The 25,418-nt window shown below is 53.6% G+C and carries 22 protein-coding genes and 1 CRISPR repeat array (1 of these 23 cut by a window edge); of the genes, 15 read left to right on the forward strand and 7 right to left on the reverse strand.

Annotated elements, in window-relative coordinates:
- Positions 1-2,723: a CRISPR direct-repeat array (repeat unit 29 nt; unit sequence GCGTTCCCCGCACCCGCGGGGATGAACCG) (it extends 1,031 nt beyond the left edge of the window).
- Between the two features lie 108 nt (positions 2,724-2,831).
- Positions 2,832-4,298, reverse strand: a complete 1,467-nt coding sequence (gene pdxR, locus ACH50O_RS21565) for a MocR-like pyridoxine biosynthesis transcription factor PdxR (RefSeq protein ID WP_446809811.1) — start codon at positions 4,296-4,298, stop codon at positions 2,832-2,834.
- Between the two features lie 116 nt (positions 4,299-4,414).
- Between pdxR and ACH50O_RS21570 the strand changes: the two genes are divergently transcribed.
- From ACH50O_RS21570 to ACH50O_RS21595, 6 genes are all read left to right on the forward strand, one after another.
- Entirely contained in the window at positions 4,415-4,849 is a 435-nt protein-coding gene (locus ACH50O_RS21570) for a carboxymuconolactone decarboxylase family protein (protein ID WP_446809812.1), read from the forward strand.
- 17 nt (positions 4,850-4,866) lie between these two features.
- Positions 4,867-5,310: a GNAT family N-acetyltransferase gene (locus tag ACH50O_RS21575; RefSeq protein WP_446809813.1), complete on the forward strand. Its 444-nt coding sequence runs from the start codon at positions 4,867-4,869 to the stop codon at positions 5,308-5,310.
- A complete protein-coding gene (locus tag ACH50O_RS21580) occupies positions 5,303-5,914 on the forward strand; it encodes an FMN-dependent NADH-azoreductase (protein ID WP_446809814.1) in 612 nt (203 codons plus the stop codon). Before ACH50O_RS21575 ends, ACH50O_RS21580 begins: the two co-directional genes overlap by 8 nt.
- 397 nt (positions 5,915-6,311) lie before the next feature.
- A complete protein-coding gene (locus ACH50O_RS21585) occupies positions 6,312-6,821 on the forward strand; it encodes a DnaJ domain-containing protein (protein WP_446809815.1) in 510 nt (169 codons plus the stop codon).
- Positions 6,822-7,157: 336 nt separating this feature from the next.
- The gene (locus ACH50O_RS21590) at positions 7,158-8,135 is read left to right on the forward strand and encodes an ABC transporter ATP-binding protein (RefSeq protein WP_446809816.1); all 978 of its coding nucleotides are present in this window, start codon (positions 7,158-7,160) and stop codon (positions 8,133-8,135) included.
- Positions 8,132-8,893, forward strand: a complete 762-nt coding sequence (locus ACH50O_RS21595) for an ABC transporter permease (RefSeq protein WP_446809817.1) — start codon at positions 8,132-8,134, stop codon at positions 8,891-8,893. Before ACH50O_RS21590 ends, ACH50O_RS21595 begins: the two co-directional genes overlap by 4 nt.
- Before the next feature lie 263 nt (positions 8,894-9,156).
- Here ACH50O_RS21595 and ACH50O_RS21600 read toward each other — a convergent pair whose 3' ends face one another.
- From ACH50O_RS21600 to ACH50O_RS21610, 3 genes are all read right to left on the reverse strand, one after another.
- Positions 9,157-11,670 carry a TonB-dependent siderophore receptor gene (locus ACH50O_RS21600; protein WP_446809818.1) on the reverse strand — a complete coding sequence of 838 codons (2,514 nt, stop codon included), beginning with the start codon at positions 11,668-11,670 and terminating at the stop codon, positions 9,157-9,159.
- Between the two features lie 112 nt (positions 11,671-11,782).
- Positions 11,783-12,760: a FecR family protein gene (locus tag ACH50O_RS21605; protein WP_446809819.1), complete on the reverse strand. Its 978-nt coding sequence runs from the start codon at positions 12,758-12,760 to the stop codon at positions 11,783-11,785.
- Positions 12,761-12,838: 78 nt separating this feature from the next.
- Positions 12,839-13,342 carry an RNA polymerase sigma factor gene (locus ACH50O_RS21610; protein WP_446809820.1) on the reverse strand — a complete coding sequence of 168 codons (504 nt, stop codon included), beginning with the start codon at positions 13,340-13,342 and terminating at the stop codon, positions 12,839-12,841.
- 400 nt (positions 13,343-13,742) lie between these two features.
- Between ACH50O_RS21610 and ACH50O_RS21615 the strand changes: the two genes are divergently transcribed.
- From ACH50O_RS21615 to ACH50O_RS21630, 4 genes are all read left to right on the forward strand, one after another.
- Positions 13,743-14,465: a DUF445 domain-containing protein gene (locus ACH50O_RS21615; protein WP_446809821.1), complete on the forward strand. Its 723-nt coding sequence runs from the start codon at positions 13,743-13,745 to the stop codon at positions 14,463-14,465.
- Positions 14,466-14,476: 11 nt separating this feature from the next.
- Complete coding sequence (locus tag ACH50O_RS21620; RefSeq protein WP_446809822.1) at positions 14,477-15,250, forward strand: alpha/beta fold hydrolase; 774 nt, start codon at positions 14,477-14,479, stop codon at positions 15,248-15,250.
- 112 nt (positions 15,251-15,362) lie between these two features.
- Positions 15,363-15,737 carry a hypothetical protein gene (locus tag ACH50O_RS21625; RefSeq protein ID WP_446809823.1) on the forward strand — a complete coding sequence of 125 codons (375 nt, stop codon included), beginning with the start codon at positions 15,363-15,365 and terminating at the stop codon, positions 15,735-15,737.
- Between the two features lie 70 nt (positions 15,738-15,807).
- Positions 15,808-17,037, forward strand: coding sequence for a pyrophosphate--fructose-6-phosphate 1-phosphotransferase (locus tag ACH50O_RS21630; RefSeq protein WP_446809824.1), 1,230 nt, complete (start codon positions 15,808-15,810; stop codon positions 17,035-17,037).
- 79 nt (positions 17,038-17,116) lie between these two features.
- On the opposite strand, the gene ACH50O_RS21635 is transcribed toward ACH50O_RS21630, so the two are convergent.
- Entirely contained in the window at positions 17,117-17,584 is a 468-nt protein-coding gene (locus ACH50O_RS21635) for a nuclear transport factor 2 family protein (RefSeq protein ID WP_446809825.1), read from the reverse strand.
- A 319-nt stretch (positions 17,585-17,903) separates the two neighbouring features.
- On the opposite strand from ACH50O_RS21635, the gene ACH50O_RS21640 reads away from it, so the two are divergent.
- Complete coding sequence (locus tag ACH50O_RS21640) at positions 17,904-18,389, forward strand: copper resistance protein NlpE (protein WP_446809826.1); 486 nt, start codon at positions 17,904-17,906, stop codon at positions 18,387-18,389.
- Between the two features lie 47 nt (positions 18,390-18,436).
- Positions 18,437-19,207 (forward strand): TetR/AcrR family transcriptional regulator, encoded by a 771-nt coding sequence (locus ACH50O_RS21645; protein WP_446809827.1) that lies wholly within the window; start codon positions 18,437-18,439, stop codon positions 19,205-19,207.
- Here the strand turns inward: ACH50O_RS21645 and ACH50O_RS21650 are convergent.
- Positions 19,175-21,868 carry a cation-transporting P-type ATPase gene (locus ACH50O_RS21650; RefSeq protein ID WP_446809828.1) on the reverse strand — a complete coding sequence of 898 codons (2,694 nt, stop codon included), beginning with the start codon at positions 21,866-21,868 and terminating at the stop codon, positions 19,175-19,177. The two genes, ACH50O_RS21645 and ACH50O_RS21650, sit on opposite strands and share 33 nt — an antisense overlap.
- Before the next feature lie 180 nt (positions 21,869-22,048).
- Here ACH50O_RS21650 and ACH50O_RS21655 point away from each other — a divergent pair, with 180 nt between their 5' ends.
- Positions 22,049-22,255 (forward strand): hypothetical protein, encoded by a 207-nt coding sequence (locus ACH50O_RS21655; RefSeq protein ID WP_446809829.1) that lies wholly within the window; start codon positions 22,049-22,051, stop codon positions 22,253-22,255.
- Between the two features lie 54 nt (positions 22,256-22,309).
- Here the strand turns inward: ACH50O_RS21655 and ACH50O_RS21660 are convergent, their stop codons facing one another.
- Positions 22,310-23,062 (reverse strand): HesA/MoeB/ThiF family protein, encoded by a 753-nt coding sequence (locus ACH50O_RS21660; RefSeq protein WP_446809830.1) that lies wholly within the window; start codon positions 23,060-23,062, stop codon positions 22,310-22,312.
- A gap of 204 nt (positions 23,063-23,266) precedes the next feature.
- Here ACH50O_RS21660 and groES point away from each other — a divergent pair, with 204 nt between their 5' ends.
- Together groES and groL are read left to right on the forward strand one after the other, a co-directional pair.
- Complete coding sequence (groES, locus tag ACH50O_RS21665) at positions 23,267-23,554, forward strand: co-chaperone GroES (RefSeq protein WP_020484651.1); 288 nt, start codon at positions 23,267-23,269, stop codon at positions 23,552-23,554.
- Between the two features lie 56 nt (positions 23,555-23,610).
- A complete protein-coding gene (gene groL / locus ACH50O_RS21670; RefSeq protein ID WP_446809831.1) occupies positions 23,611-25,251 on the forward strand; it encodes a chaperonin GroEL in 1,641 nt (546 codons plus the stop codon).
- Positions 25,252-25,418: the final 167 nt, after the last annotated feature.

Consider the following 25,418-nt stretch of genomic DNA (forward strand, 5'->3'; position numbering starts at 1 on the left):
GCGAAGGCGTTCCCCGCACCCGCGGGGATGAACCGCCCGGACAAATACCCCGCCAGCTCAACCCCTTGCGTTCCCCGCACCCGCGGGGATGAACCGAAAACCAAACAAGCTGGCGGCATTGCCAGCTGGCGTTCCCCGCACCCGCGGGGATGAACCGCGGATCTGCTGTTCGACGATGACGATATAGAAGCGTTCCCCGCACCCGCGGGGATGAACCGCAACAAAAATAACTTAATAGATAGTGACATTCGCGTTCCCCGCACCCGCGGGGATGAACCGATAAAACCAAGATCAGAAACGCCACGCCGCCAGCGTTCCCCGCACCCGCGGGGATGAACCGCAAAGACGAAGCCGCGAGACTAATCGAAGAACGCGTTCCCCGCACCCGCGGGGATGAACCGCAAAAACCATTCGGTGGAGGACATTTCCCGCTGCGTTCCCCGCACCCGCGGGGATGAACCGGTACCGTCGTAGTTTTCGCGGATACCGGTACCGCGTTCCCCGCACCCGCGGGGATGAACCGGTACCGTCGTAGTTTTCGCGGATACCGGTACCGCGTTCCCCGCACCCGCGGGGATGAACCGGCGACAGCGCCGCATTGCAGCAAATAGCAAAAGCGTTCCCCGCACCCGCGGGGATGAACCGCGGACCTGCTGTTCGACGATGACGATATCGAAAGCGTTCCCCGCACCCGCGGGGATGAACCGCCGCACTCCTTCCTCAGCCGGCGGCAAAATCTTGCGTTCCCCGCACCCGCGGGGATGAACCGGCGACGGCGAGGTTAAATCCGCTGTCAGCAGCGCGTTCCCCGCACCCGCGGGGATGAACCGCCGGCCCAGACATAAACACCGTCAGCTATTGGGCGTTCCCCGCACCCGCGGGGATGAACCGTTCGGGCGCGGCTCCATGCTAGCCCGCATGCATGCGTTCCCCGCACCCGCGGGGATGAACCGATAACCCGCTAGTGTTGCAAATTGCCGGGGCGGCGTTCCCCGCACCCGCGGGGATGAACCGTCTCGCCACATCGCTGCCCGCGCGGCCATCAGGCGTTCCCCGCACCCGCGGGGATGAACCGCCATTACCCAAATCGTTAAAGCCAGCGGCGATGCGTTCCCCGCACCCGCGGGGATGAACCGTAATGCTCCTGCCCCACAATCTTCGCCAACGGGCGTTCCCCGCACCCGCGGGGATGAACCGGCCACTTTGTCTTGCGATGCGGGGCCAAAATCGCGTTCCCCGCACCCGCGGGGATGAACCGCTTGGGCAGTAGGTTTTTAATTGGCCGATGACGCGTTCCCCGCACCCGCGGGGATGAACCGCAGGACATCACCGACGACGATAACCTGATCCTGCGTTCCCCGCACCCGCGGGGATGAACCGCCGATGCGCCGCTGTTCGCCGGCGAGTTCAAGGCGTTCCCCGCACCCGCGGGGATGAACCGCTTCGGGCGAAGCATATAGCCCGAAGGTTTCCGCGTTCCCCGCACCCGCGGGGATGAACCGCCCCCAGCTTATATCCTTGTTAGCACGGCTCAGCGTTCCCCGCACCCGCGGGGATGAACCGTAACCCTTCGCGGGTAGCGTTCGTGCTGTAGCGCGTTCCCCGCACCCGCGGGGATGAACCGCTACTTATTATCGCGCCCACTATGCCCCCAGGGCGTTCCCCGCACCCGCGGGGATGAACCGGCGTTTTTCAGCTTGTATGGTCATTGATAGCCGCGTTCCCCGCACCCGCGGGGATGAACCGCGAGCAGCTAGAACAGTCAAAACCGGAGGATAGCGTTCCCCGCACCCGCGGGGATGAACCGTATGGAGCACGGTTACAGCCGCACAACGGCAGGCGTTCCCCGCACCCGCGGGGATGAACCGAACGCAGCGGCATTTTTTGTCTGCTGTGTAAAGCGTTCCCCGCACCCGCGGGGATGAACCGTAAGCAATGCGCCTCAGCACCATCCCATTCCAGCGTTCCCCGCACCCGCGGGGATGAACCGCCTCGGGTCAAATGTGGTGCCCCAGTCGATAAGCGTTCCCCGCACCCGCGGGGATGAACCGAAATCACCTTCGTCTGGGGCCGGCCTTTGTTGGCGTTCCCCGCACCCGCGGGGATGAACCGGTGGCAGTAACGGACCGGAGAATCTAGTTATGGCGTTCCCCGCACCCGCGGGGATGAACCGCGGATCCACTTCAAACACATCGGAACAAAAATGGCGTTCCCCGCACCCGCGGGGATGAACCGTTGGAAAAACAAGGCCACAACGCCGACACCTGGCGTTCCCCGCACCCGCGGGGATGAACCCTGCGCCGTGGGGAAATCCTCGGTGTAGATGGCGCGTTCCCCGCACCCGCGGGGATGAACCGCCATGGGAAGGAATTGTTGATGTCATATCTGGCGCGTTCCCCGCACCCGCGGGGATGAACCGTCAAAAACATCGGCTATCAGGTATATGCCAAGCGTTCCCCGCACCCGCGGGGATGAACCGCCACCTGTGAGGCTGCGTCCGGCGTTTGGCAAGCGTTCCCCGCACCCGCGGGGATGAACCGGCCAAATCGTTCAACAATTGCTGCCGCATCTGGCGTTCCCCGCACCCGCGGGGATGAACCGTCGTGCCTAACTCCGACGGCACAACTAGCACCGCGTTCCCCGCACCCGCGGGGATGAACCTTTCTACTGCCTGAGATTCTGTTAGTTTAGAGCGCGTTCCCCGCACCCGCGGGGATGAACCGCCGTCTTATCTCCTTGGTTACCCCGTATTGATCATCGGCGCTAAAGGCTGGGTTTAAGCAAATCGCCGTTATCCGTGAATGCCGAAGAAACAGAGGTATTAAACCGGCTTAAAGCACTTCGCTCATCCGCTGCACACCTGCTGCAATTTGATCCGGGGTGAATGCGGAAAAGCCCAAAATCAAGCCGTCGGGCGGTTTGCGTTCGATGCCGTAAAACGATAGCGGCCGGGCTTCGATACCGCTTTGTTTTAGCCGTTCGCTTACTGCGACGTCGTCGAAACCGGCCGGCAGGTACGCGCAGGCATCCAGTCCGGTGGAAATCGGGCAAACGTCGAGCAGGCCGTTAAGCCGGTTTTTACAGGCATCTGTAAACGCTTCGGCGCGTTCCTGGTAGATCAGTTTCATCCGCCGCAAATGCCGGGCGTAGTGGCCTTCGGCAATAAATTCGGAGAGCACGATTTGCGCTTCCAGGCCGACATGGCGGCAGGTCAGACTCATCGCCGATACAAACGGCGTTTGCAGCCATTGCGGTACCACGGCATAGGCTAAGCGGATGCTCGGAAACAGCAGTTTGCTGAACGTGCCCATATAGATCACCCGGTCGCTGGCATCCAGGCTTTTGATCGGCGCCATCGGCGTCCCGGCGAAACGGAATTCGCCGTCGTAATCGTCTTCGAGGATGGTCGCTTGCCGGCGTTCGGCCCACTCCAGCAGTGCGATGCGGCGTTCCAAGCTAAGTACCGGGCCGATGGGCGATTGGTGGGCGGAGGTCACATAGGCCAGTTTGGCATGCGCCGCGTGTTGTAGTGCGGCGTCGATATTCATGCCGTTTTCATCGACGGGAACGGCAACGACTTGCGCGCCCACTGCGGCAAATACGGTTTTTGCGCCGGGATAGCCGGGGTCTTCCATCCAAACCGCGTCGCTCGGATCGAGCAGCAAGCGCGAACACAGATCCAGAGCCTGCTGGGCACTGTTGGCGATGATGACTTGTTCCGGCGAGCAGCTAATTCGCTGCGAATAACGCAGATGTTCAGCTATCGAAACGCGCAACGGACGATAACCGGCCGGATCCGCATAGCCCATTTTGCGCGGACGTAGCGCGTTTGCCCGCTTGGTGGCAATCCGGTTCCAGATTTTCAACGGAAAGTGTTGGAAATCCGGTTGATTGGGTTTGAACGGCACCGGAGCCGGTTCCGCAGCGCCGAAAAAAAACGGGCTGTCCGCCAGCACTTGACCCAGCCGGGATAGCCGCCCCGTTACCGGGACGCCGGCGCGATTATGGGGCGCAGGGGCGTTAGCCAGCCTGTCCGGCAGTTTGGCCGAGACGAAGGTGCCTCTGCCGGTATGGGAAATAATATAGCCTTCCGCCAACAATTGTTCGTAGCCCAAAACCACCATGCCGCGGGAGACGCCGTAGAGTTTGGCGAAATCGCGGGTGGTGGGCAGTCTGATGCCGGGTTTTAATCGGCCGCTTAAAATCGCCGAACGTATTTCGCTGTAAACCCAGTCTTTGATCGAGCATTGCGCCGGCTTCTCCGCAATGGCAAGTTCGAATTGTTCCGCTTGTCTCATGGTCTATGTCCGGTAGATTGGTTCATCTATTTTTTCACTTATTGGTATTTTCGTTAAACCATTTTCTTGGCGAGAATAATCCCGACTTAATCAAACCGCCGACAAAGGAGCGCGAAATGAGTAAACGATTCAACTATCAAACCACCGGCTACAAAGCGATGTATGGCTTGCACCAGTATGTTCAGGGTTGCGGGCTGGACCACGGCCTGCTGGAATTGCTGCGGCTGCGCATTTCGCAAATCAACGGCTGCGCTTATTGCATCAATATGCACGTGCCTTTGGCGCAACAGAACGGCATTTCCGATCTGAAGATTCATCTGGTGGCCGCGTGGAAAGAGGCGAATGTGTTCAGCGAACGGGAACTCGTCGCGTTGGCTTGGGCGGAAGCGGTCACTACCTTGAAAGATGCCGAAGTTTCGGAAGCCGTCTATCGCCTGGCTCAGGCTCAATTCAGCGAACACGAATTATCCGACCTGACGCTCGCGGTAGCCGAAATCAACGCCTGGAACCGGTTAATGATTGCTTCGAGAACGCCGCCCGAGTTTAAGTAACGGACCGGGGTTTAGCGATGCAAACTTTAACCGAGATTGTTGGAGCGGACGACATCCGTGCGGCCTTTCCGGTGATGAGCTCGCTCAGGCCGCATCTGGCCGATGCGGGCGCGTTTGTCCTGCAAGTACAGCGGCAATTCCAAGCCGGCTATCGTCTTGCGGGATGCCGGCAGGATAGGCAATGGCTGGGTCTGATCGGGTTTCGGCTGAGCGAAAATCTGTTGTACGGCAGGTTTTTGTATGTGGACGACTTGGTCGCCGCCGAGCATTGCCGGAACAGCGGCATCGGCAAACGCTTGATCGGCTACGCCAGGCAACAGGCCAGGACGGCGGGCTGCGCGAATCTGGTGCTCGATACCGGTCTGTATATGCCGTATGCGCAGCGGTTTTATTATCGGCAAGGGTTATTGGCCAAAGGCATGCACTTTGTCGAAAATCTCAATGGAGAATCCCATGCTTAGGGTGTTAGTCGTAACCGGCGGTCCGCATGCGCGATCCAGTGCCGGCTGGCCGGCGGTCGAATTTTTATTGGCGCAAATTCGCGGCTTTCGGCCGGATGTCGAAGTTGTACAACGCGCGTTGTCCGCGCCGGATATTGTGCTGCCGCCGGCCGCATACGCCGACGCCGTGGTGGCTCGCGCGGCCGCCGGCGACCCGGCTTTTGCCTTATCCGAAATCTTAATCGGCGAGCTGGAGACTTGCGACCTGCTGGTCATTACCACACCAATACACAACTTTACCGTTCCCGCGGCACTCAAAGCCTGGATCGACTACGTATTGCGTATCGGCAGAACCTTCGATGCCACGCCGACGGGAAAAGTAGGCAGGCTAAAAGACCGTCCGACTTTTGTGCTGGTGACGTCCGGCGGTTTTCATCAGGGCGAGCGCGCCAATCAGCTGGATTTTCTCAGTGGCTATTTGCGTTATGCATTGCGGACGGTTGGCATCGACTCGGTGAATTTCGTCTATCTACAGGGTATGGCTTACGGTTCGGAAGCTGTCGCTCAGGCGATTGCCGAAGGCATCGAGCGGATACGATCTCTAATGCCGGCGGTCGTGACGTAGCGATAGGTGGTCGGCATTGAACTGGGGATTCGGCTGGTCAAGTAGCGAAAACAAGCCATAATTACGCTAAAACACGGCGTGGTAGCTGAAATGGGTTAACCTTAGGCCGTACCGGTTTAAACCGGCTTATCGCCGGCCGAGAGCGGTCCATTTTTTCTACAGCTAACACCATATGACGCAATGCCATTCGCCATTCTTAACGATCTAAAATCCAAACCGGGTTTTTCAAGCGAATTTCTCATGTCGATTTGACTGGCCGCTATGTTCGGTTTTTGGTCAGACTTTCAGAATTGTTCCCGTGTTAACGCTGTCGGGCCGGTTTATGGCGGTAGCAAACGGCGTACGCTTTTTTTCGTGGGCAACCCGATAGATCGACTAGCGGCTTTGAATCAAGACGATGACTAATATCGGCCTTATAGCATCGATAACGTTGAATGTTATTTTAGTGGCTTACATTGTATTCGGTGCCAAGAGAAAGCGGCGCCGGGAGCAAAGCCGAAAACAGCCCGCCGTGAAGACGGCTTCAAACGTAAGAACGATCTCGTGCCCTTCGTGCGGGCAACACATTAAATTTACCCTGCCCATCGATAGCAATAAAGCGCGATGCAGAAGGTGCAACGCACAGTTCAGATTGGATGTCGACGATCACCGCAACGTTTATATAACCGAAATAAAATTACCCGAGGAGGATCAAAGTATTAAATCATTGGAGGATTGCTACCTGATTCTTGGTGTGAAAGAGGGGACCATCCCCATGGATATCAAAGCGGCCTACAAAAAGAAAATTTCCGAATATCATCCGGATAAAGTCGGAATCTTGGGTATAAAAATCAAGCAAATTGCCGAAGATGAAACCAGACAAATTAACGCTGCCTACGCCATGCTTCAAGAGAATGGATTGGTATGATATCGAGTATCGGAACGAGATGACGCAGATGAAGCCGGGTGCCGAAGGCATAAGCGGGTGCTTGATTTTTGCCGATTTCCCTCGGCTGGGGCTTGATAAAATCTTTCGGCAAAAATAGTGACTCTCCGGTTTCTGCTCAGAATGTCCTTAAAGATCACGCCTGAAAATTCCAAATAGACAGCATTTCCCAGCGCTACGCTATCGCCGGCGAGAGCTGGCCGCTAAATAAAAACCAATCAATCCTTACCGTTCGCTTGCTTGCAAAGCCTAGCCATGAAACGATTGCGCCGAAAGTTAGATAATCGCAGCCTATCTTTACCTGTATCACGCCCATCCATGAATACACGATCCACGTCAATCATATCTGCCGATAGTTCAGTCCCAATCATCAGCGTGCGCGGCGTTAATAAAACCTATGCCGGCGGTTTTCGAGCGCTGAAAAACATCGAGCTGGACATTCGGCGCGGGGAGATATTCGCCTTGCTTGGCCCGAATGGTGCCGGTAAGACCACTCTGATCAGCATTATTTGCGGCATTGTTAAAGCCAGTGCCGGCAGCATCGTCGCCGACGGTCACGACATCGCGCGGGATTACCGTGCGGCGCGGGCCAGCATCGGCTTGGTGCCGCAGGAATTGCATACCGACGCTTTCGAATCGGTGTGGGCCACGATCACCTTCAGTCGAGGCTTATTCGGCAAAGCGCCTAACCCGGCTTACCTGGAAAAAGTACTGCGCGATTTGTCTCTTTGGGACAAGCGGGGCGAAAAAATCATGGCATTGTCCGGCGGTATGAAACGCCGGGTGTTGATTGCCAAGGCGTTGTCGCATGAGCCGACGATATTGTTCCTGGACGAGCCGAGCGCTGGCGTGGATGTGGAGTTGCGTCACGACATGTGGCGGATGGTCCGCGAATTGCGGGAGCAGGGCACCACCATCATTTTGACCACGCATTACATCGAGGAAGCCGAAGACATGGCCGACCGCATTGGCGTCATCAACAAAGGCGAGTTAATCGTGGTCGAAGATAAAGAGGTATTGATGCGCAAGCTTGGTAAGAAGCAACTCACGCTGACGCTGCGCCAACCAATGACCGCTATTCCGCTTGGGCTAAACGCTTGGTCCTTAGCGCTTGCCGACAACGGGCAGGCACTGATATACAGCTTTGATACCCAAAAAGACGAAACCGGTATTGCCGAATTGTTGCGCGCGCTAGGCGAGCACGGCATCGAGTTTAAAGATTTGCGCTCCAGCGAAAGCTCATTGGAAGATATCTTTGTTAGCCTGGTACATCGGCCTAGGGAGGTACAGGTATGAACTTTTACGGCATTCGCGCGATTTATCATTTTGAAATGGCGCGCACCTTCCGCACTTTAGCGGAAAGCGTCGCCGCCCCGGTATTGACCACCTCGTTGTATTTCATCGTTTTTGGCAAAGCCATTGGTTCGCGGATGGGGGATATAGACAGCATCGGTTACGGCGCCTTCATCATTCCTGGCTTAGTCATGCTGAGCCTGCTGAACGAGAGCATCTCCAACGCCTCGTTCGGCATCTACATGCCGAAGTGGGCCGGCACGATTTACGAACTGCTATCGGCCCCCGTGTCCTGGATTGAAGTGTTGATCGGTTACGTGGGGGCGGCGGCGACTAAATCGGTGATGCTGGGTTTGCTGATTTTGGCTACCGCCCGGTTTTTCGTACCCTATGAGATCGCACATCCGCTGTGGATGATAGGCTTTTTGCTGCTCACGGCCGTGACCTTCAGTTTGTTCGGTTTCATTATCGGCTTGTGGGCCGATAGTTTTCAGAAACTACAGGTAATACCGATGTTGATCGTAACCCCGCTCACCTTCCTGGGCGGCGCGTTTTATTCGATTAATATGCTGCCGCCCTTGTGGCAGAAGATTAGTCTGTTTAATCCGGTGGTGTATCTGATCAGCGGTTTTCGCTGGAGTTTTTACGGTGTGGCCGATGTGGATGTTGCCTTGAGTATCGGCATGACCGGCGGCTTCCTCATCGTCTGCCTGACGTTTGTCTGGTGGGTGTTTAAGTCGGGGTACAAAATTCGGAATTGAAAAGAACAATACCCGCTTATCTGTGGACAAGCGTGTGGCACCAAGCCGTAACTGCTTGGTGCGTGAGTAGGCTTGTTAAATTCACTCAAGATTGGTCAAAGCCGACCCAAGCTGCACCAGGGCTCCCGGACAGAAAGCTGGTGTTTTAAAACCATGGAGCTGAGTTAGTCCCTTAGTCTGGACTTAGCGATACTCAGCGTTAAGGCTGCCGGGGTTCACCTTGATCACCCCGACTTTGGATTGAGTTGCTGAACCTTGACGCGTCAAAACTCGACCTTTACCGAGCCCATTACGAATCGCGGCTGGCCGAACGTTGCGAACATCCCGCTAGGTGCGTCCAGGCCTCCGCCAGTGAAGTAATATTTGTTCAGTAGATTGTTGATGTTCAGTTGTGTGGTGACTTTGGATTTGCCGACTTTCATGCTGTAAGACGCCAGCAAATCGACAGTCGCGAATCCGGGTATCCTGAACATCGGTGAGGTGCAGCAAGCCAGTTGCCCGTCTTGCAGATTGACCCCGCCGCCGAACTTCAATCCCTTGAGTGCATCTTGTTGAAACTCATAAGTGCTAAACAGACTGGCGGTATGCCGCGGCACGCCCCAGTAACGGCTTCCGACGGGGTACAGGCCTAAATAACTTTCATTGTCTTGATTGGTTTTGGTAACCCGAATGTCTGTATTAGCGTAGGTAGCGATCACGTTCCAACCCGGTAGGATCTCGCCTTGAATATCCAATTCCGGCCCGCGGCTGCGGATAGCGCCTACGGCTAAAGAGCAACGTATGCCGCCGCACAGATGCGTGATATCGGGGTCGGTGGAGGCGACATTGGTTTTGGTTAAATCGTAATAGGCCAATGTTGCCCGTAGCCGACCGTCCCAGAACTCGGTCTTGATGCCGCCTTCATATTGTTCGGCGCTGGTTGGCGCTATCGAGCCGCTGTTCGGCCAAGTTTTACCGGCATTGGCGCCAAAACTTTCCGCATAATTGGCATATAGGCTCAACCAGTTTTGCGCTTGCCAGAGGATGCCGACACGAGGGGTTACCGCGTCTTGAGTGGTCGGGTTTTGTTGAGTGATGGTTCCCGCAGCGTCTTGGGCAAATGAGGTTTGATGAATATATTGGTAGCGAATGCCGCCCATGGCATTGAAATTAAACGGCAATTTGATCTGGTCTTGAATATACAGACCGTATTGGTCCACTTGGCGATTGCCCTTGAAATAGCTGGCGGAGTCCAATACCGGCGGATTGTTGCCGGTATGAACCGGGTTATAGAGATCTATCGAAGATAGGCTGGAAAAACCGCTGAAGTTGGTCCAGGCCCGGTCATTAGCGTAGCTGCCGTCGGTTTCAATGTGAAAGTAATCGCCGCCGATCAGTAAAGTATGGGCTAGTCCGGCGGTATCGAAGTGTCCGGTTAAATCCAGATTGGTAGAGTAAGTGTTGTTGCTGGTCTTTTGATTGAAGTAATTGATGCGATATACCGTATCCGGGCTGCCGAAATGAAATACCGGATACGAGCTGGATGGAATATCGCTATCCGCCAAGTTTGCCGCTGTCCGATGCTTGATCGACCAGTTATCGTTAAATTGGTGCGACCAGTTCAAGCCAACAAAAATCGTATCCTGAACGCCGGGCGAATATTCGCCGTAATTTCTGCTCCTGGGCATGTTCATCAACTGGCCCTGTATGGTAGGCACGAAACCGACATCGGCGCCAAACTTCTTATGTTGATATTCCAGCTCCAGCGTGGCTTGAGTTTTGGGACTGATATTCCATTTCAAGGTGGGAGCCAGAAACAAGTCGTCATTGAAAACAAAATCGCGGAACGAACCGCTGTTTTCATAGGAGAAGTTTGTCCGGTACAACAATGTGTCGTCTTGGGTCAACGGTCCGGTAGCATCAATAGTGGTTCTGTAGAGATCGTAGGAACCAAATTGCTGGCTTAAAGAGTAATACGGTGTCGCCAGCGGCTGCTTGGTAACGACGTTGACCATACCGCCCGGCTCGACCAGACCGTATAAAATTGCGGCCGGGCCTTTCAGCACCTCAATACTTTCCACGTTCGCCATCTCTCTGCTGAACGAGCCGGAGCCGCCGTTGCCTACGGCAGATACCCCTTGCAGGCGAAAACCGTTACGAAAGATGGTTTCCGAGGCAAAGCCACGCAAACTGATTTGTTGGCTAGGAGTACCAGGGTTACCCACACCGGAGGCAAAACTACCTAAAGTCACGCCACTGACATTTTTTAACGCTTGGCCAAGATTGATCACCTGTTGATCCTTTAGCACCTGCTTGGAAATCACCTGCACGTTCAATGGCGTTTCCATGATCGGTGTATCGGTTTTGGTGCCGGCACTGGCGTTGGGCAGCACGTAATCTTCGTTATAAGGATCGGTGATATTGTTAACCGACTGCCCGATAACGCTGACCGGCGGCAGGGTATTCGGCGCTTTGTCCGGCTGCTCGGCGGCAGGTTTCACCGCTACGCTGTTCTCGGCGGTATATTCGAAGTTCAAGCCGGTTCCGGCCAGTAATTTTTGTACGGCTTGTGGTGTGGTATATCGACCCTGGACCGCAGTACTGCGTTTGTTTTGCACTGCCGGTCCGTCGTAAAGCATTTGCAAATGGCCCTGGTTGGCCAGTTGTTTTAATGCCGAGGCTAGATTTTGTGCGGGAATATCAAAATCCACAGCCGCTTCGCCGGCTTGCAGATTGGTGCTGCTGACCGCTAGCAACAGATAAAATGCGTTTCGATAATCTTTACAAAAAGGGGGCATCGCTTAATCTCCATGATCAGGGTGAGGTTGCGCTAAGAATTCGCAGCACCCTGTATGACGGAGAAGCGGGCGTTAACAGGTCAAATTTTTTGGTTTGCGAAACGCCCTGGATTTAAGGCCGGCCCCTAGCCGTTAAATGAACTGTGTGATCATTGCCTTGGACGGCTTTGATAGGATAGATGCTTTCCAGCGTGGTCAGAAACAATTTCAAATCGCCGGTGTTAAAAGTACCGCTTATTTTCAGTTGTTTCAGTTTGGGGTCGTCGATGACGAATATTGCCGCATGGTAGCGGCCCAGTTGTTCGACGGCCTGATCCAGCGGCGTCATGTCGAAGACCATCTGCCCCTGTTCCCAGGCGGTTATCGCGCTCAAATCGGGGCGTTCGATTTTGGACAAAAGACCGTCCGCACCGTAGCTCAACTTTTGTCCGGCGCTCAGAACCGGTGAGCTTTGCCGGGCGGTTTCCACTTTGACCGCGCCGGCGAGCACCGTGATCTCGACTTGATTGGCTTGCTGATAAATGTTGAAGCGGGTGCCGATGTCGATAATCTTGCCGCTACCGGCCTGGACGGTAAAACAGCGCCAGATCCCGTGTGCGATATTAAACGAGGCTTCGCCGCGCACGATGGTCACGCTGCGTTGTAATGGACCAAGCTGAACCGTCAGCTCTGTATCGGTATTCAGAGAAATTTGCGAACCGTCGCTTAAGTTGAAACTGGCGTGTTGGCCTTTCGTGGTGGCGTAGCGGGTTAGGCTGGGTACGATGTAACTGGTATCCAGCAAGATGAAAAAGCATAAGCTAGCAACGGTGGCCAATGCCGCGATGGCCGGCCAGCGTCTACCGCGAGGAGCCGGCGTTTGCGGTTTTACTTGATGCGGCTGTAGTTCCGCGCCGGCTTGGTATCGATCCAAGCCTTGCCAGAGGGCTTGAACTTGTTCGAAAGCCTGTCGATGTTCGACGCTTTCGTCCAGCCATTTTTCGAACGCCAGAGAATCCCGCCGGGACCAATCGCCGGAATGTTGCCTGACGATCCAGAAGCCGGCTTGTTCCTGCGGGGTATCGTCGGGCGAGGGTTGTTCATCGCTCATGGCGGTGTCCAGGTGGAAACAGGCGACCGACGGCTAAGAGGATGGTTGGCATGTGAGCGGTTTTAACGAATACAGGGTTCAGCGAGCGAGTCGCTTGATGCAATGGTTGAAGGCTTTCATGATAATACGTTGCGCGCTTTTTTGGGAGACGCCGAGTCGTTCGGCAATTTCGGCGTGGGTCAGGCCTTCCATTTTGTTCATGATGAATGCTTGTCTGCTGATCTCCGGCAATTCCTGCAAGGCATCGGCAAAACGATCGAATTGCCAATGGCCGTCGGCGATGCGCTCCTGCGACGGCTGCGGCGAAAATAAGGTGTCGTCGCTGACTTCTTCTTCGGTGAAGGTGCTGATTCGACCGGACTTTCGGCCAAAGTCGATGGCGATATTGGCCGCGGTTTTGTAAAGAAACGCGCGAGGCGCGCGAACGGCGTCGATGTCCGCCAGTTGTAGGAAATGTAGCCAGGTTTCTTGTAACAAGTCGGTAGCATCCTGTTCGCCGACCCGGCGAATCAGAAATTGCCGCAGTTCCGCGCAGTGCTGTTGGTAAAGTTGTTGTAAGGAGTGCTTATTGCGAAAAGGCATGGGGCTGAATGGAGGTCTGTCCGGCGTGGGTGTGATGATGGCTGTTTTTATTCAGCAATTTTCAAGCCGGTAACTCAGGGCGTTGTCTTCGATTAGCCTAGGCGTCGCGATTTTATTGGCAATTAGGTAATTGCCGTCGGCAACTGAGTGTGTAGTCAAGCTATGGCGTCAATCCGAACTGTGTTATTTAGCTTAGCCGCCTTACTGAAATGCCTTATTAAATGCTTGAAATTAGGCGGGCGCCTGCGAGCGTCGATTTTATTTTCGTAAATTTTTTTGAAATTTACTCGTTAAAATATCCAAGCCATCGTTAATGGTAAGTCGGCATAAGACTTGTTGCCGGCAAAAAACAATTTAACCGGCATAAATTTAAGATCGAAATCGGGTTCATAACAGGAAAATGAAAAAAATACTCAATCAAAGCTTTTTAACCAACTTCATCTCGTTGCTGATTATCGCCGTCGGCTATGTCAGTCCGTTCTATCCGGAAACCTTGAGAGCCATCGGCTTTTTCGCGTTTTCCGGGGCGATTACCAATTGGTTGGCAATCCATATGCTGTTCGAGAAAGTACCGTTTTTATATGGCTCAGGCATTATCCCGGCTCGTTTTGAAGAATTTAAAGCATCGATCAAGGCTTTGATGATGCAGCAATTTTTCACGGTGGAAAATATCGAACAATTTATCGAAAGAGAAGAGCAGCAAGGGGGACGGGTGCTGAACCTGCAGCCTTTGTTAAACGCGGTCGATTACGACAAGGTCTATGAGGGCTTGGTATCGTCTATTATGGCCTCGTCTTTCGGCGGTATGTTGTTAATGATGGGCGGCGAAGAAGCGCTATTGCCTCTAAAACAACCCTTCACCGAGAAAATGCAGCACACCCTATCGGAAATGGTGGAGTCCGAGAAGTTTAAACAGGCTTTGCAGCACGGTTTGAATGCACACAAGATCGGCGAGGACTTGACCGGCAAAATTGAGATGGTAATCGATAGGCGTTTAGGCGAGCTGACGCCGCAATTGGTTAAGGAAATGGTGCAGTCCATTATCAAACAGCATTTGGGCTGGTTGGTGGTCTGGGGCGGCGTATTCGGCGGGTTGCTTGGCGCCGTGTTCGGTTTTGCTTGAGTAGGTTGCCGATGACGGGTATAGCGCTGGCTTACGATAGCTTCGGCGAGCCGGGAGACATCCCGCTGCTTATTGTGCATGGTTTTTTGGCGGCCTCGCGTAACTGGCGCGCGGTGGCCAAGCGTCTGGCCGAACGGCATCATGTCTACGTACTGGATATGCGCAATCACGGTAGTTCGCCGCATGCCGAGGTGTTGGATTATCCCAGCATGGCTGCGGATTTGTTGGCTTTTATGGATAGCCATGGCATCAGCCGCGCACATTTGCTTGGCCATAGCATGGGCGGTAAGGCGGTGATGTGGTTTGCCTTGCATTATCCGGAGCGGGTTGCCGGTTTGATTGTTGCAGACATCGCGCCGGTCAGTTATCAGCATAGCTTCGACGATCTGGTCGATGCGCTCAGCCGTTTGCCGGTCCATAGTATAGGTAATCGTAAGGAAGCCGAAGAAGCCCTGGCCGAGACGATCCCTGATTTGGCCTATCGGCAATTTCTACTGCAAAACCTGCTGTTGAAAGACGGCACTTATTATTGGCGTATCAACCTGGATATTATTCAGAAAAACGCGCATCACATCGTCGGTTTTCCCGATGTCGGCGAAAGCCGTTTTGTCCACCCTGCTTTGTTTATCGGCGGCGGAAACTCCAAATATCTGGATGAAGATGCGATCTATGCGGTGTTTCCGCAAGCCAGGATCGTGAAAATTCCGGATACCGGCCATTGGCTATATGTGGAGGAGCCGGCCGCGTTTTGCAGTTTGGTGGAGGATTGGCTGCTTGCGGTTTAGTGCTTAAGTCTTTGATCTAGGGCGGTTTAGAACCTTGGTACACTGGTTAAAAATCGCCGCGAAGATAAGCTAGGCGCCGTAATTCAGCTAGATCGGTACGGAGCGTGGCATCATGACAGATTATTCAACCCAACAAATCCAAGGCGTCAGACGGGGCAAGCTCGCGTTGTTGCTTGAGGATTTGTTGCTTGCTCAGACCGATCATGGGCTCAGCGATTATTTAACGTTATCGCTGAGAGAGTGCGGCGAGCATACCAAAATCAGCATAACTACTACGGACACTGAATCGGTCACTTACTCGGCGTTTATCCATTACTCCGCTCCGGTCGATTTGCAGTCTATGGTTTTTGTGGCGCAGCCAATGAAGTTGGGCGAATTGAGCGATCATCGAACAGTGCCTGAGAAAAGAAAAGCTTGTGTTAGAATCGCGCGGCTTGCACCGTTTTGGCGAGTGTTGCGGCAAAAGGGATCGCAACGCCGGCGCTGAAATGCTGCGATAGCTGATGGTTGGTACGCCGAGCCATCACTTTTTTCTTAACTTTATATGCGAAACGCTCATGAACAAACCCAAAAAAGTCGCAATCCTCACGGCCGGCGGTTTGGCGCCTTGCCTGAACTCCGCTATCGGCAGCCTGATTGAACGCTACACAGAAATTGATCCCAGTATCGAAATTATTTGCTATCGCGGCGGCTACAAAGGTCTGCTGCTTGGCGACTCGTATCCCGTAACCGCCGAAGTGCGCGCCAAAGCCGGCTTGCTGCAACGTTTCGGCGGTTCAATTATCGGCAACAGCCGCGTCAAATTAACCAATGTTAAAGACTGCGTGAAACGCGGATTGGTGAAAGAAGGCGAAGATCCGCAAAAGGTCGCAGCGGATCAATTGATCAAAGACGGCGTCGATATTCTGCATACTATCGGTGGCGACGACACCAATACAGCGGCAGCCGATCTCGCGGCTTTTCTGGCGAAAAATAACTACGGTTTGACCGTTATCGGTTTGCCGAAAACCGTCGATAACGATGTGTTCCCGATCAAACAATCCCTGGGTGCCTGGACAGCCGCCGAGCAAGGCGCACGTTATTTCATGAACGTGGTGGCCGAGAACAATTCCAACCCGCGCATGCTAATCGTCCACGAAGTGATGGGCCGCAACTGCGGCTGGCTGACCGCCGCGACCGCCCAGGAATATCGCAAATTACTGGATCGCGCCGAGTGGTTGCCTGAATTGGGCTTATCGCGCGAGTCGTACGAAGTGCATGCGGTTTTCGTTCCGGAAATGGCTATCGATCTGGAAGCCGAAGCGGCCCGGTTACGCGCGGTGATGGATAAAGTCGATTGCGTCAATATCTTCGTGTCCGAAGGTGCCGGCGTTGAGGCCATCGTGGCCGAATTGCAAGCCAAAGGCCAGGAAGTTCCACGCGACGCGTTTGGCCACATCAAACTGGATGCGGTCAACCCCGGCAAATGGTTTGGCGAGCAATTTGCGCAAATGATCGGTGCGGAAAAAACCCTGGTGCAAAAATCAGGCTATTTCGCCCGCGCTGCGGCAGCGAATGTTGACGACATGCGTCTGATCAAATCTTGCGCTGACCTGGCTGTGGAATGTGCATTCCGCCGCGAATCCGGCGTCATGGGCCATGACGAAGATAACGGCAACGTGTTGCGTGCTATCGAGTTTCCGCGCATCAAAGGCGGTAAACCGTTCAATATCGATACCGACTGGTTTACAAAAACTTTGGCCGAAATTGGTCAGAAAAAGGGCGGCAAAGTCGACGTAAGCCACTAACGCATCATCAGCTAAGTTCTGAATGACTGGGGCGGATTTATCCGCCCCTTTTTGTTTAAAGACGCAATATTTTGCGTAATTAAAGCCCTAACTCGCTCAAACCCGGATGTTCGTCCGGCCGGCGTCCCAAAGGCCAGTGGAATAAGCGATCTTCAGGCTTAATCTGCAAGTCGTTGATGCTGGCGAAGCGGCGTTGCATAAAGCCGGCCTCGTTAAACTCCCAATTCTCGTTGCCGTAGCTGCGAAACCAATTGCCGGCTTCGTCGTGCCACTCATAGGCAAAGCGCACTGCGATGCGGTTATCGGTATAAGCCCATATCTCCTTGATTAGCCGGTAATCTAATTCTTTAGCCCATTTGCGCTGCAAAAATTCGCGGATTTCTGTACGGCCGACCGGAAACTCGGCTCGGTTGCGCCAGCGGCTGTTTTCTGTATACACCTGTACCACCCGATCCGGATCGCGGCTATTCCAGGCATCTTCAGCCATGCGCACTTTTTGTGCGGCGGTTTCGGCGGTGAACGGCGGTAGTGGCGGTTTAGTTTCCATTATTGTTTTCCTAAATAGATGTTTAAAGGTGTAGACAGATCTGTCTATGCTGATATTAGCAGAGGTAGACAGGTGGGTCCACTTGTATTGATGTTTATTGTAATTTTTGCCGAAACTAAATGGACTAAAGCGCTAAATTGTTAGGCGTTAACGTTGCCGGCAATTGCCGGATTTTGGAAGAATGTCAATTGGCAATCAATTTGAGCGTATAAATAGGTAGAATGGCTGTAGAGCCCACCGCCAGAAACAATAAACAATAATTATGGGGCTCGTAGCGAGTTAAACATCCAATTAACGACTGATTTGCCGAGGAGCAAATATGCGAACATTTAACCGAAAAATCAAAGAAGCCCTCGTTGTTTCTGCCTTCTTCGCGCTGTTTTCGGGTTATAACCCGGTTTTTGCGGAAGGCGCCGACTCAAAGGATCATGACAAAGCTCATCATGCGCAAACTAGCCAGGATTGGCCCGGTATTTATAACGGTTTAACACCCTGCGCCGATTGTATTGGGGTTAAAACGACGCTGGCCCTAAACAAAAATGGCAGTTATATGCTGATGACCCAGTTCCTTGGCAAGTCGGAAAGAGAGTTTGTCGAAAAAGGCAAATTTGCTGCGGGCGAAAAGGCCAATACGCTGGTATTGACCCCGCGCAATAGCACAACGTCGCAGCAATATTTAGTGGGTGAAAATATGCTGATTCAGCTCGATAGCAACGGCAACCGCGTCACCGGCAAACTCGCCGATCGCTATATATTGCGCAGAAACGATATAACCGATACCCCTCCATCGCATTCAGGACATTGAGGTAGGCTTTTCAAGCTTTCAGCATGTGTAGCGCTTGAAGTCGAAAGATGAGTGGCGGCCTAGCCAACTCCATCACGCTGCCTGTGCTGGAACTAGGCTATTTCTCTAGGCAATCAGCGCACAATGGCCGCACTAAGCAGTTTGCGGCTATTTGCCGAGGACGCGGGATTGACGGCAATTCGCGATACAATCTCGGAATGATTTCCGATAACGCCGCTATTTCCGAAAAACCGCCGCGAGAGCGGATTTTACTGACAGCCCACGATTTGTTTTATCGGGATGGCATTCGCGCTACCGGTATCGACAAGGTAATCGCCGAAGCGGGCGTTACCAAAGTGACTTTCTATAGGCATTTCCCCAGCAAAAACGACTTGATCCGGGCTTTTCTGGATTATCGCCACCAACGCTGGATAGCATGGTTTACCGATGCTGTTCAACGTCATGGCGGTCGCGAGGGCGGCGGATTGAGGCCATTGGTGGCGACAATGGCGGAATGGTTTCGCAATCCGATCTATCGCGGCTGCGCCTTTATCAATACGGTTGCGGAATTGGGCGGGGCCTTGCCGGACGTCGTGGAAATCTGTCATAGCCATAAACAGGATATGGTGCAGGTAATCGCCGGGCTATTGCCGGACAGACCGGAGCGTCTTCAGTTGGCTAATGCGGCGGCGGTTGCGATCGACGGTGCAATCGTCAAGGCACAGTTGGAATGCCAAGACGCAGCGGAAAAGCCGTCGTTACAAAGCCTGGAGATGTTGTTGCTAGCGCTGGATGCCGTTGCGGGATTAACGGCGACGGCCGAAGCGGCGAAAGATTAGCTTTTCCAGTCCAATCGCCGCATAGATGACGATGCTAACGCCCAAAATCAATAACCACTCATCGCCGCCTATTGCCGAACTGCCGAATAATGCCTGCATCGGCTGCCAGTAGGTAAACAGCAGCTGTAGCAGCGTCATGCTGACGACGCCAAAAATCAGCCACGGATTGGAAAATACCCCGACCCGGAACATCGAGTAATCCAACGAGCGGCAGTTGAACAGGTAAAACAATTCGCCAAACACAAACACGTTAACCGCTACGGTGCGGGCTTTGGTCAGGGTTTCGTTGTGCGACAGTTCCCATTCGAACAGGCCAAAGGCGCCCGCCAGCAGCAAAAAACCCACCAGACAAATACGAAACACCAGGCGTTTGGTCAAGACCGCTTGCTTGGGGCTGCGTGGCTTGCGTAGCATCAAGCCCGGTTCCTTGGGTTCGAAAGCCAGCATCAACCCGAGTAATACCGCAGTGGTCATATTGATCCAGAGGATTTGCAAGGGCGTGATCGGCAGCGCGACATTGGCGAACACGGCGGCAGTAATCAGCAAACCCTCGCCGAGATTGGTCGGCAGGGTCCAGGCGATAAATTTCACCAGATTGTCGAATACGCCACGGCCTTCTTCCACAGCCGCTTCGATAGTGGCGAAATGATCGTCCGTGAGGACCATGGCTGCCGCCTCTTTCGCAACTTCGGTGCCGCCCAGGCCCATTGCCACGCCGATGTTGGCTTGTCGTAACGCCGGCGCATCGTTAACGCCGTCTCCGGTCATCGCTACCACTTGGCCGTTGGCTTGCAAGGCTTGCACCAGCTGTAGTTTTTGTTCCGGGGCGATACGGGCAAATACGTCGCAATGTTTTACGTGTTGCCGGTAGTCGGCGTCGCTGAAGTTTTGTAATTCGGTGCCGCTAATCACGCGTTCGGTATGTTGCATATTCAGTTGCTTGGCGATGGCCAGTGCGGTAACCGGATGGTCGCCGGTGATCATTTTCACGGCAATGCCGGCTTTATAACAAGCGGCGATGGCTCTGGCTGCTTCCGGGCGCGGCGGGTCTATCATCGCTTGTAAGCCCAGGAAGGTTAGGCCGCCGTGCACTTCCCGATGATCGACGGCATCGTCGCCATGGTCGGCGCGCGCGAAAGCCAGCACTCTCAAGCCTTGCGCGGCGAAGGCTTCTGCCTGTCGGTTCAGGCGGTTCTTATCCAGCGCCTGTAATTGCATATCGGCGGAAAAGGCGTTATCGCAGCGTTCCAGCAGGCTTTCCAAGGAACCTTTCAAATAAATATGCCGAGCGTCCGCCGTCAAATTGCGGTTCAGGGTAGCCATGAATTGGTATTCCGATTCGAAAGGAATCGCGTCCAAACGCGGATGATCTTCGCTGACGCTAGCCTGATGCAGGCCCGCCTTGTGGGCGGCCACCAGCAGGGCGGCTTCCGTGGGATCGCCCTCTATGCTCCAATTATCGGCGTCGGCGACTAATCTGGCGTCGTTGCAGAGCAGGCCGGCTTTCAGACATTCCAATAACGCCGGCTTTAGTGTGGGGTCTATCGGCTGTTTGTCGCTGCTGAAATTGCCGTCCGGCGTGTAACCGCTGCCGCTGACCTCGAACACTTCGCCACCCGCATGCACGAATTGCACGGTCATTTGGTTTTGTGTAAGGGTGCCGGTTTTGTCGGAACAGATCACGGTGGTGCTGCCTAGTGTTTCCACCGCCGGCAGTTTGCGTATGATGGCGTTACGTTTGGCCATGCGCGAGACACCGATAGCCAGGGTAATGGTCAGTGCCGCCGGCAGGCCTTCCGGAATTGCGCCGACCGCCAGCGCCACCGAAGCCATGAACATATTCAACATGGTTTCACCGCGCCAGACGCCCACCGAAAAAGTAACCGCCGCGCAGCCGATGATAACCCAGAGCAACAACTGGCTGAACTCGCTCATTTTTCGGGTTAACGGCGTTTCTAGCGGTTCGGCGCTGCCGATCAGTCTGTTGATACGGCCGATCTCGGTGTTGTCGCCGGTACTTACCACCAGAGCCAGGGCGCTGCCGTAGCTGACCAAGGTTGAGGAATACGCCATATTGCTGCGATCCGCTAACAAGATGGCGGCCGGTAAGGTTTGCGCCTGTTTTTCCGCCGGCACCGATTCTCCGGTCAATGCGGATTCGTCTATTTTCAGCTCGCGGCTTTGTAACAGTCGCAGATCCGCGGGCACCTTGTCGCCGGATTGTAGGAAGACCAAATCGCCGGCTACCAAGTCCGCTGCGGCGATACTGCGGCGTTGGCCGTCTCGCAGCACATTACTGCTGATGTTCAGGGTTCGAGCCAGTGCGTTGATGGCTTTTAGGGCGTTGGCTTCCTGGATAAAACCGATCAGGGCATTGATGATGACTACGCCGAAAATGACGCTACTGTCAGTCCATTCCTCCAGAAATGCGGTGGTCGCCGCCGAGAACAGTAGGATGTAGATCAAGGGCTGATGGAATTGCGCCAATAGCAAGAGCAAGGGGCCTTTGCTGCGGCGCGGTGTCAAAAGATTTGGGCCGGCGGCGTTCAACCGTTTTTGTGCGTCCTCGCTACTCAGACCTTGACCAAGTTCTACAGCAAAGTGGGTTAAGACAGTTTCCGGGCTTTGGCTGTGCCAATCGGATTGCGGGGTATTGTTCATTTGCTTTGATTGGTGATTAAAAACGTTACGGGCGTTACGCCAATCCAACAGCGTTACTGCAGCTACAAGTTGACAAAGTATATTTTGTACTTGTTCCCTATTTAGTATGGGGTTATAGTCGCATGCGAGGTCTAAGACCTTATTCTAAATTAAAATAAAAACAAATAGTTGGAGGTAGTTATGGGCGGAGTTATCGAATTATTGGTGTTGATGTTGATTATTGCCATCTTCGCTTTCGCACCGTTAGGGTATTTTATTTACATGTATACCATGAAAAATGGCGAGCCTTTCGGCGACATCGAGCCGCACGGCGATAGTGAATCTGCTTTGTTGAAGGCTGTCGACAAAGTCGTCAATTTAGTGAAGGGTAAGCTAGGTAAAAGTTAAGTAACGCAGTTTTCTTGTCAGAAAAGCCGGGTCAGCCCGGCTTTTTTGTGGGGGTTATTCTTGAGTCTCGCCACAAGTCGGACAGCTTGGGTTTTTCTTCAGGCGCATACTGTGCCATTCCATAGTCAGTCCATCCAGTAGCAGCAAGCGGCCGGTCAGCGTCGTGCCGGCACCCACGATTAGTTTGATCGTCTCCAGGGCCTGTATGCTGCCGACGATACCGGTTATCGGCGCAATTACGCCGTTGCGGGCGCAGTTTTGCATTTCTTCACCGTCGCTCTGGTATAGGCAGTTGTAACACGGGCTATCATGCAAACCCGGCGTAAATACGCTGACTTGGCCTTCGAAGCGGATCGCCGCGCCCGAAACTAGCGGCGTTTGCCGGTCGACGCAGGCCTGATTGATTGCAAAGCGAGTTGTGAAGTTATCGCTGCAATCCAGCACCACATCGGCATTGGTGACTTCTTCAAGCAGTTTTTCGCCGGCTAAACGCTGTTTGAGTGCAAACACTTTTACACCCGGATTGATTTTTTCCAGCGTCTGTCGGGTTGAAATAACTTTATCCACCCCTATATCGCCAGTGCTGTGAGCAATCTGCCGTTGCAAATTGGTCAAGTCCACCTGATCGTCGTCGTAGACAGTGATCTGACCCACGCCGGCAGCCGCCAAATACATAGATGCCGGTGAGCCCAGGCCGCCGGCGCCGACTATTAATACTTTGGCATCTAGCAGTTTTTGCTGACCGGCAATATCGATTTGCGGCAGCATGATTTGGCGGCTGTAACGGAGTAATTGTTCGTCGTTCATGGTTTACAAGGATTGAGTAAGACGTAAATGATGCCAAAGAGCTTGACAGAGTGCAAAAGCCGGATATTATTAGCACTCGTTGCTAGAGAGTGCTAATAAGCTTGAGGCCGTTTAAAAGCTCGCTTCTTCTGCAAGGGTGTAGTCGTTTTTTAAATAGCTTTTAAGTTTTTAACCTTTAACTTTATCTACATTAAGGAGACATTGATGAAAATTCGTCCGTTACATGACCGTATCGTCGTAAAACGCGTTGAAGAAGAAACCAAAACCGCTGGCGGCATCGTGCTGCCGGGTTCTGCCGCAGAAAAACCTAGCGAAGGCGAAGTTTTGGCAGTGGGTTCAGGTAAACCGTTAGATAACGGCCAAGTACGTGCCCTGGAAGTTAAAGTTGGCGACAGAGTGTTGTTCGGCAAATATTCCGGCACCGAAGTTAAAGTCGATGGCGAGCAATACATCGTCATGCGCGAAGAAGACATCATGGGTGTTTTGGGTTAATCCCAATTCGTTCGACACACTCTTTTTCAATTTAACCAATATCTCAGGAATAAGAAATGGCAGCAAAAGACGTAAAATTTGGTGGCGACGCGCGGGCACTGATGGTGCAAGGCGTTAACGTTCTGGCTAACGCAGTAAAAGTTACATTGGGTCCTAAAGGCCGTAACGCTGTGTTGGATAAAAGCTTCGGCGCTCCAACCATCACCAAAGACGGTGTATCGGTTGCGAAAGAAATCGAATTGAAAGACAAATTCGAAAACATGGGCGCGCAAATGGTGAAGGAAGTTGCATCCAAAACTTCCGATGTAGCCGGCGACGGTACTACAACTGCAACCGTTTTGGCTCAAGCCATTGTTAACGAAGGCTTGAAATCAGTTGCGGCGGGCATGAACCCAATGGACTTGAAACGCGGCATCGATTTGGCGGTTACCGCAGCGGTGGCAGCGATTCAAAACGCATCAACACCTTGCACAGACAACAAAGCTATCGCCCAAGTAGGTACCATCTCTGCAAACTCTGACGAGTCTGTGGGCAGAATCATTGCCGAAGCGATGGAAAAAGTCGGCAAAGAAGGTGTTATCACCGTTGAAGAAGGCACCGGCCTGGAAAACGATCTGGATGTGGTTGAAGGTATGCAATTCGACCGCGGCTACCTGTCTCCTTACTTCATCAACAAGCAAGAAAACATGAGCGTAGAACTGGACGATCCTTTCGTTCTGCTTTACGACAAAAAAATCTCCAACATCCGCGAATTGTTACCCATTCTGGAAGGCGTAGCTAAATCCGGCCGTTCCTTGTTGATCATTTCCGAAGATGTCGAAGGCGAAGCCTTGGCAACTCTGGTTGTCAATAACATGCGCGGTATCGTTAAGGTTGCGGCTGTTAAAGCCCCAGGCTTCGGCGACCGTCGTAAAGCCATGCTGGAAGACATCGCGGTTCTGACCGGCGGCGTGGTGATTTCCGAAGAAGTGGGTCTGTCTTTGGAAAAAGCCGACATCAGCCAATTGGGTACTGCAAAACGTGTCCAAATCAACAAAGAAAACACCACTATCATCGACGGTGCTGGTGACGAAACCCAAATTAAAGGCCGCGTAGCGCAAATCCGCGCCCAAGCCGACGAAGCGACTTCCGATTACGACCGTGAAAAATTGCAAGAACGTCTGGCCAAATTGGCTGGCGGTGTTGCGGTTATCAAAGTTGGTGCCGCGACTGAAGTGGAAATGAAAGAGAAGAAAGCTCGCGTTGAAGACGCGTTGCATTCAACTCGCGCCGCGGTTGAAGAAGGTGTGGTCGCCGGTGGCGGTACTGCACTGATTCGTGCATTGTCTGCTCTGGAAGGCCTGAAAGGCATCAACCACGATCAAGACGTAGGTGTCAGCATCCTGCGCCGGGCGATGGAAGAGCCTTTGCGTCAAATCGTCAGCAACGCCGGCGACGAAGCCTCTGTTGTTCTGAACGAAGTGAAAAAAGGCACCGGTAACTTCGGTTACAACGCGGCAACCGGCGAATACGGCGATATGATCGCAATGGGTATTTTGGACCCTGCGAAAGTAACCCGTTCTGCCTTGCAAAACGCGGCTTCTGTTGCTGGCCTGATGATCACTACCGAAGTAATGATCGCTGACGCACCGGCCGACAACAAAGCCCCTGCAATGCCTGATATGGGCGGCATGGGCGGCATGGGCGGCATGATGTAATCGCTGTTCGGCCTCGGCCTGAAAACCCCGGTTACCGAAAGGTGCCGGGGTTTTTTATTGCCCGACATTTTTGCCGTTGGCAAATCTTAACGCCACACTTTTCTCAAGAGAAATTGATTTTTTGCCGCGAAACATTCGATGGTAGCGTTCGCCGTATAATATCCGAT

The organism is Methylomonas sp. 2BW1-5-20 (genome assembly GCF_052474515.1).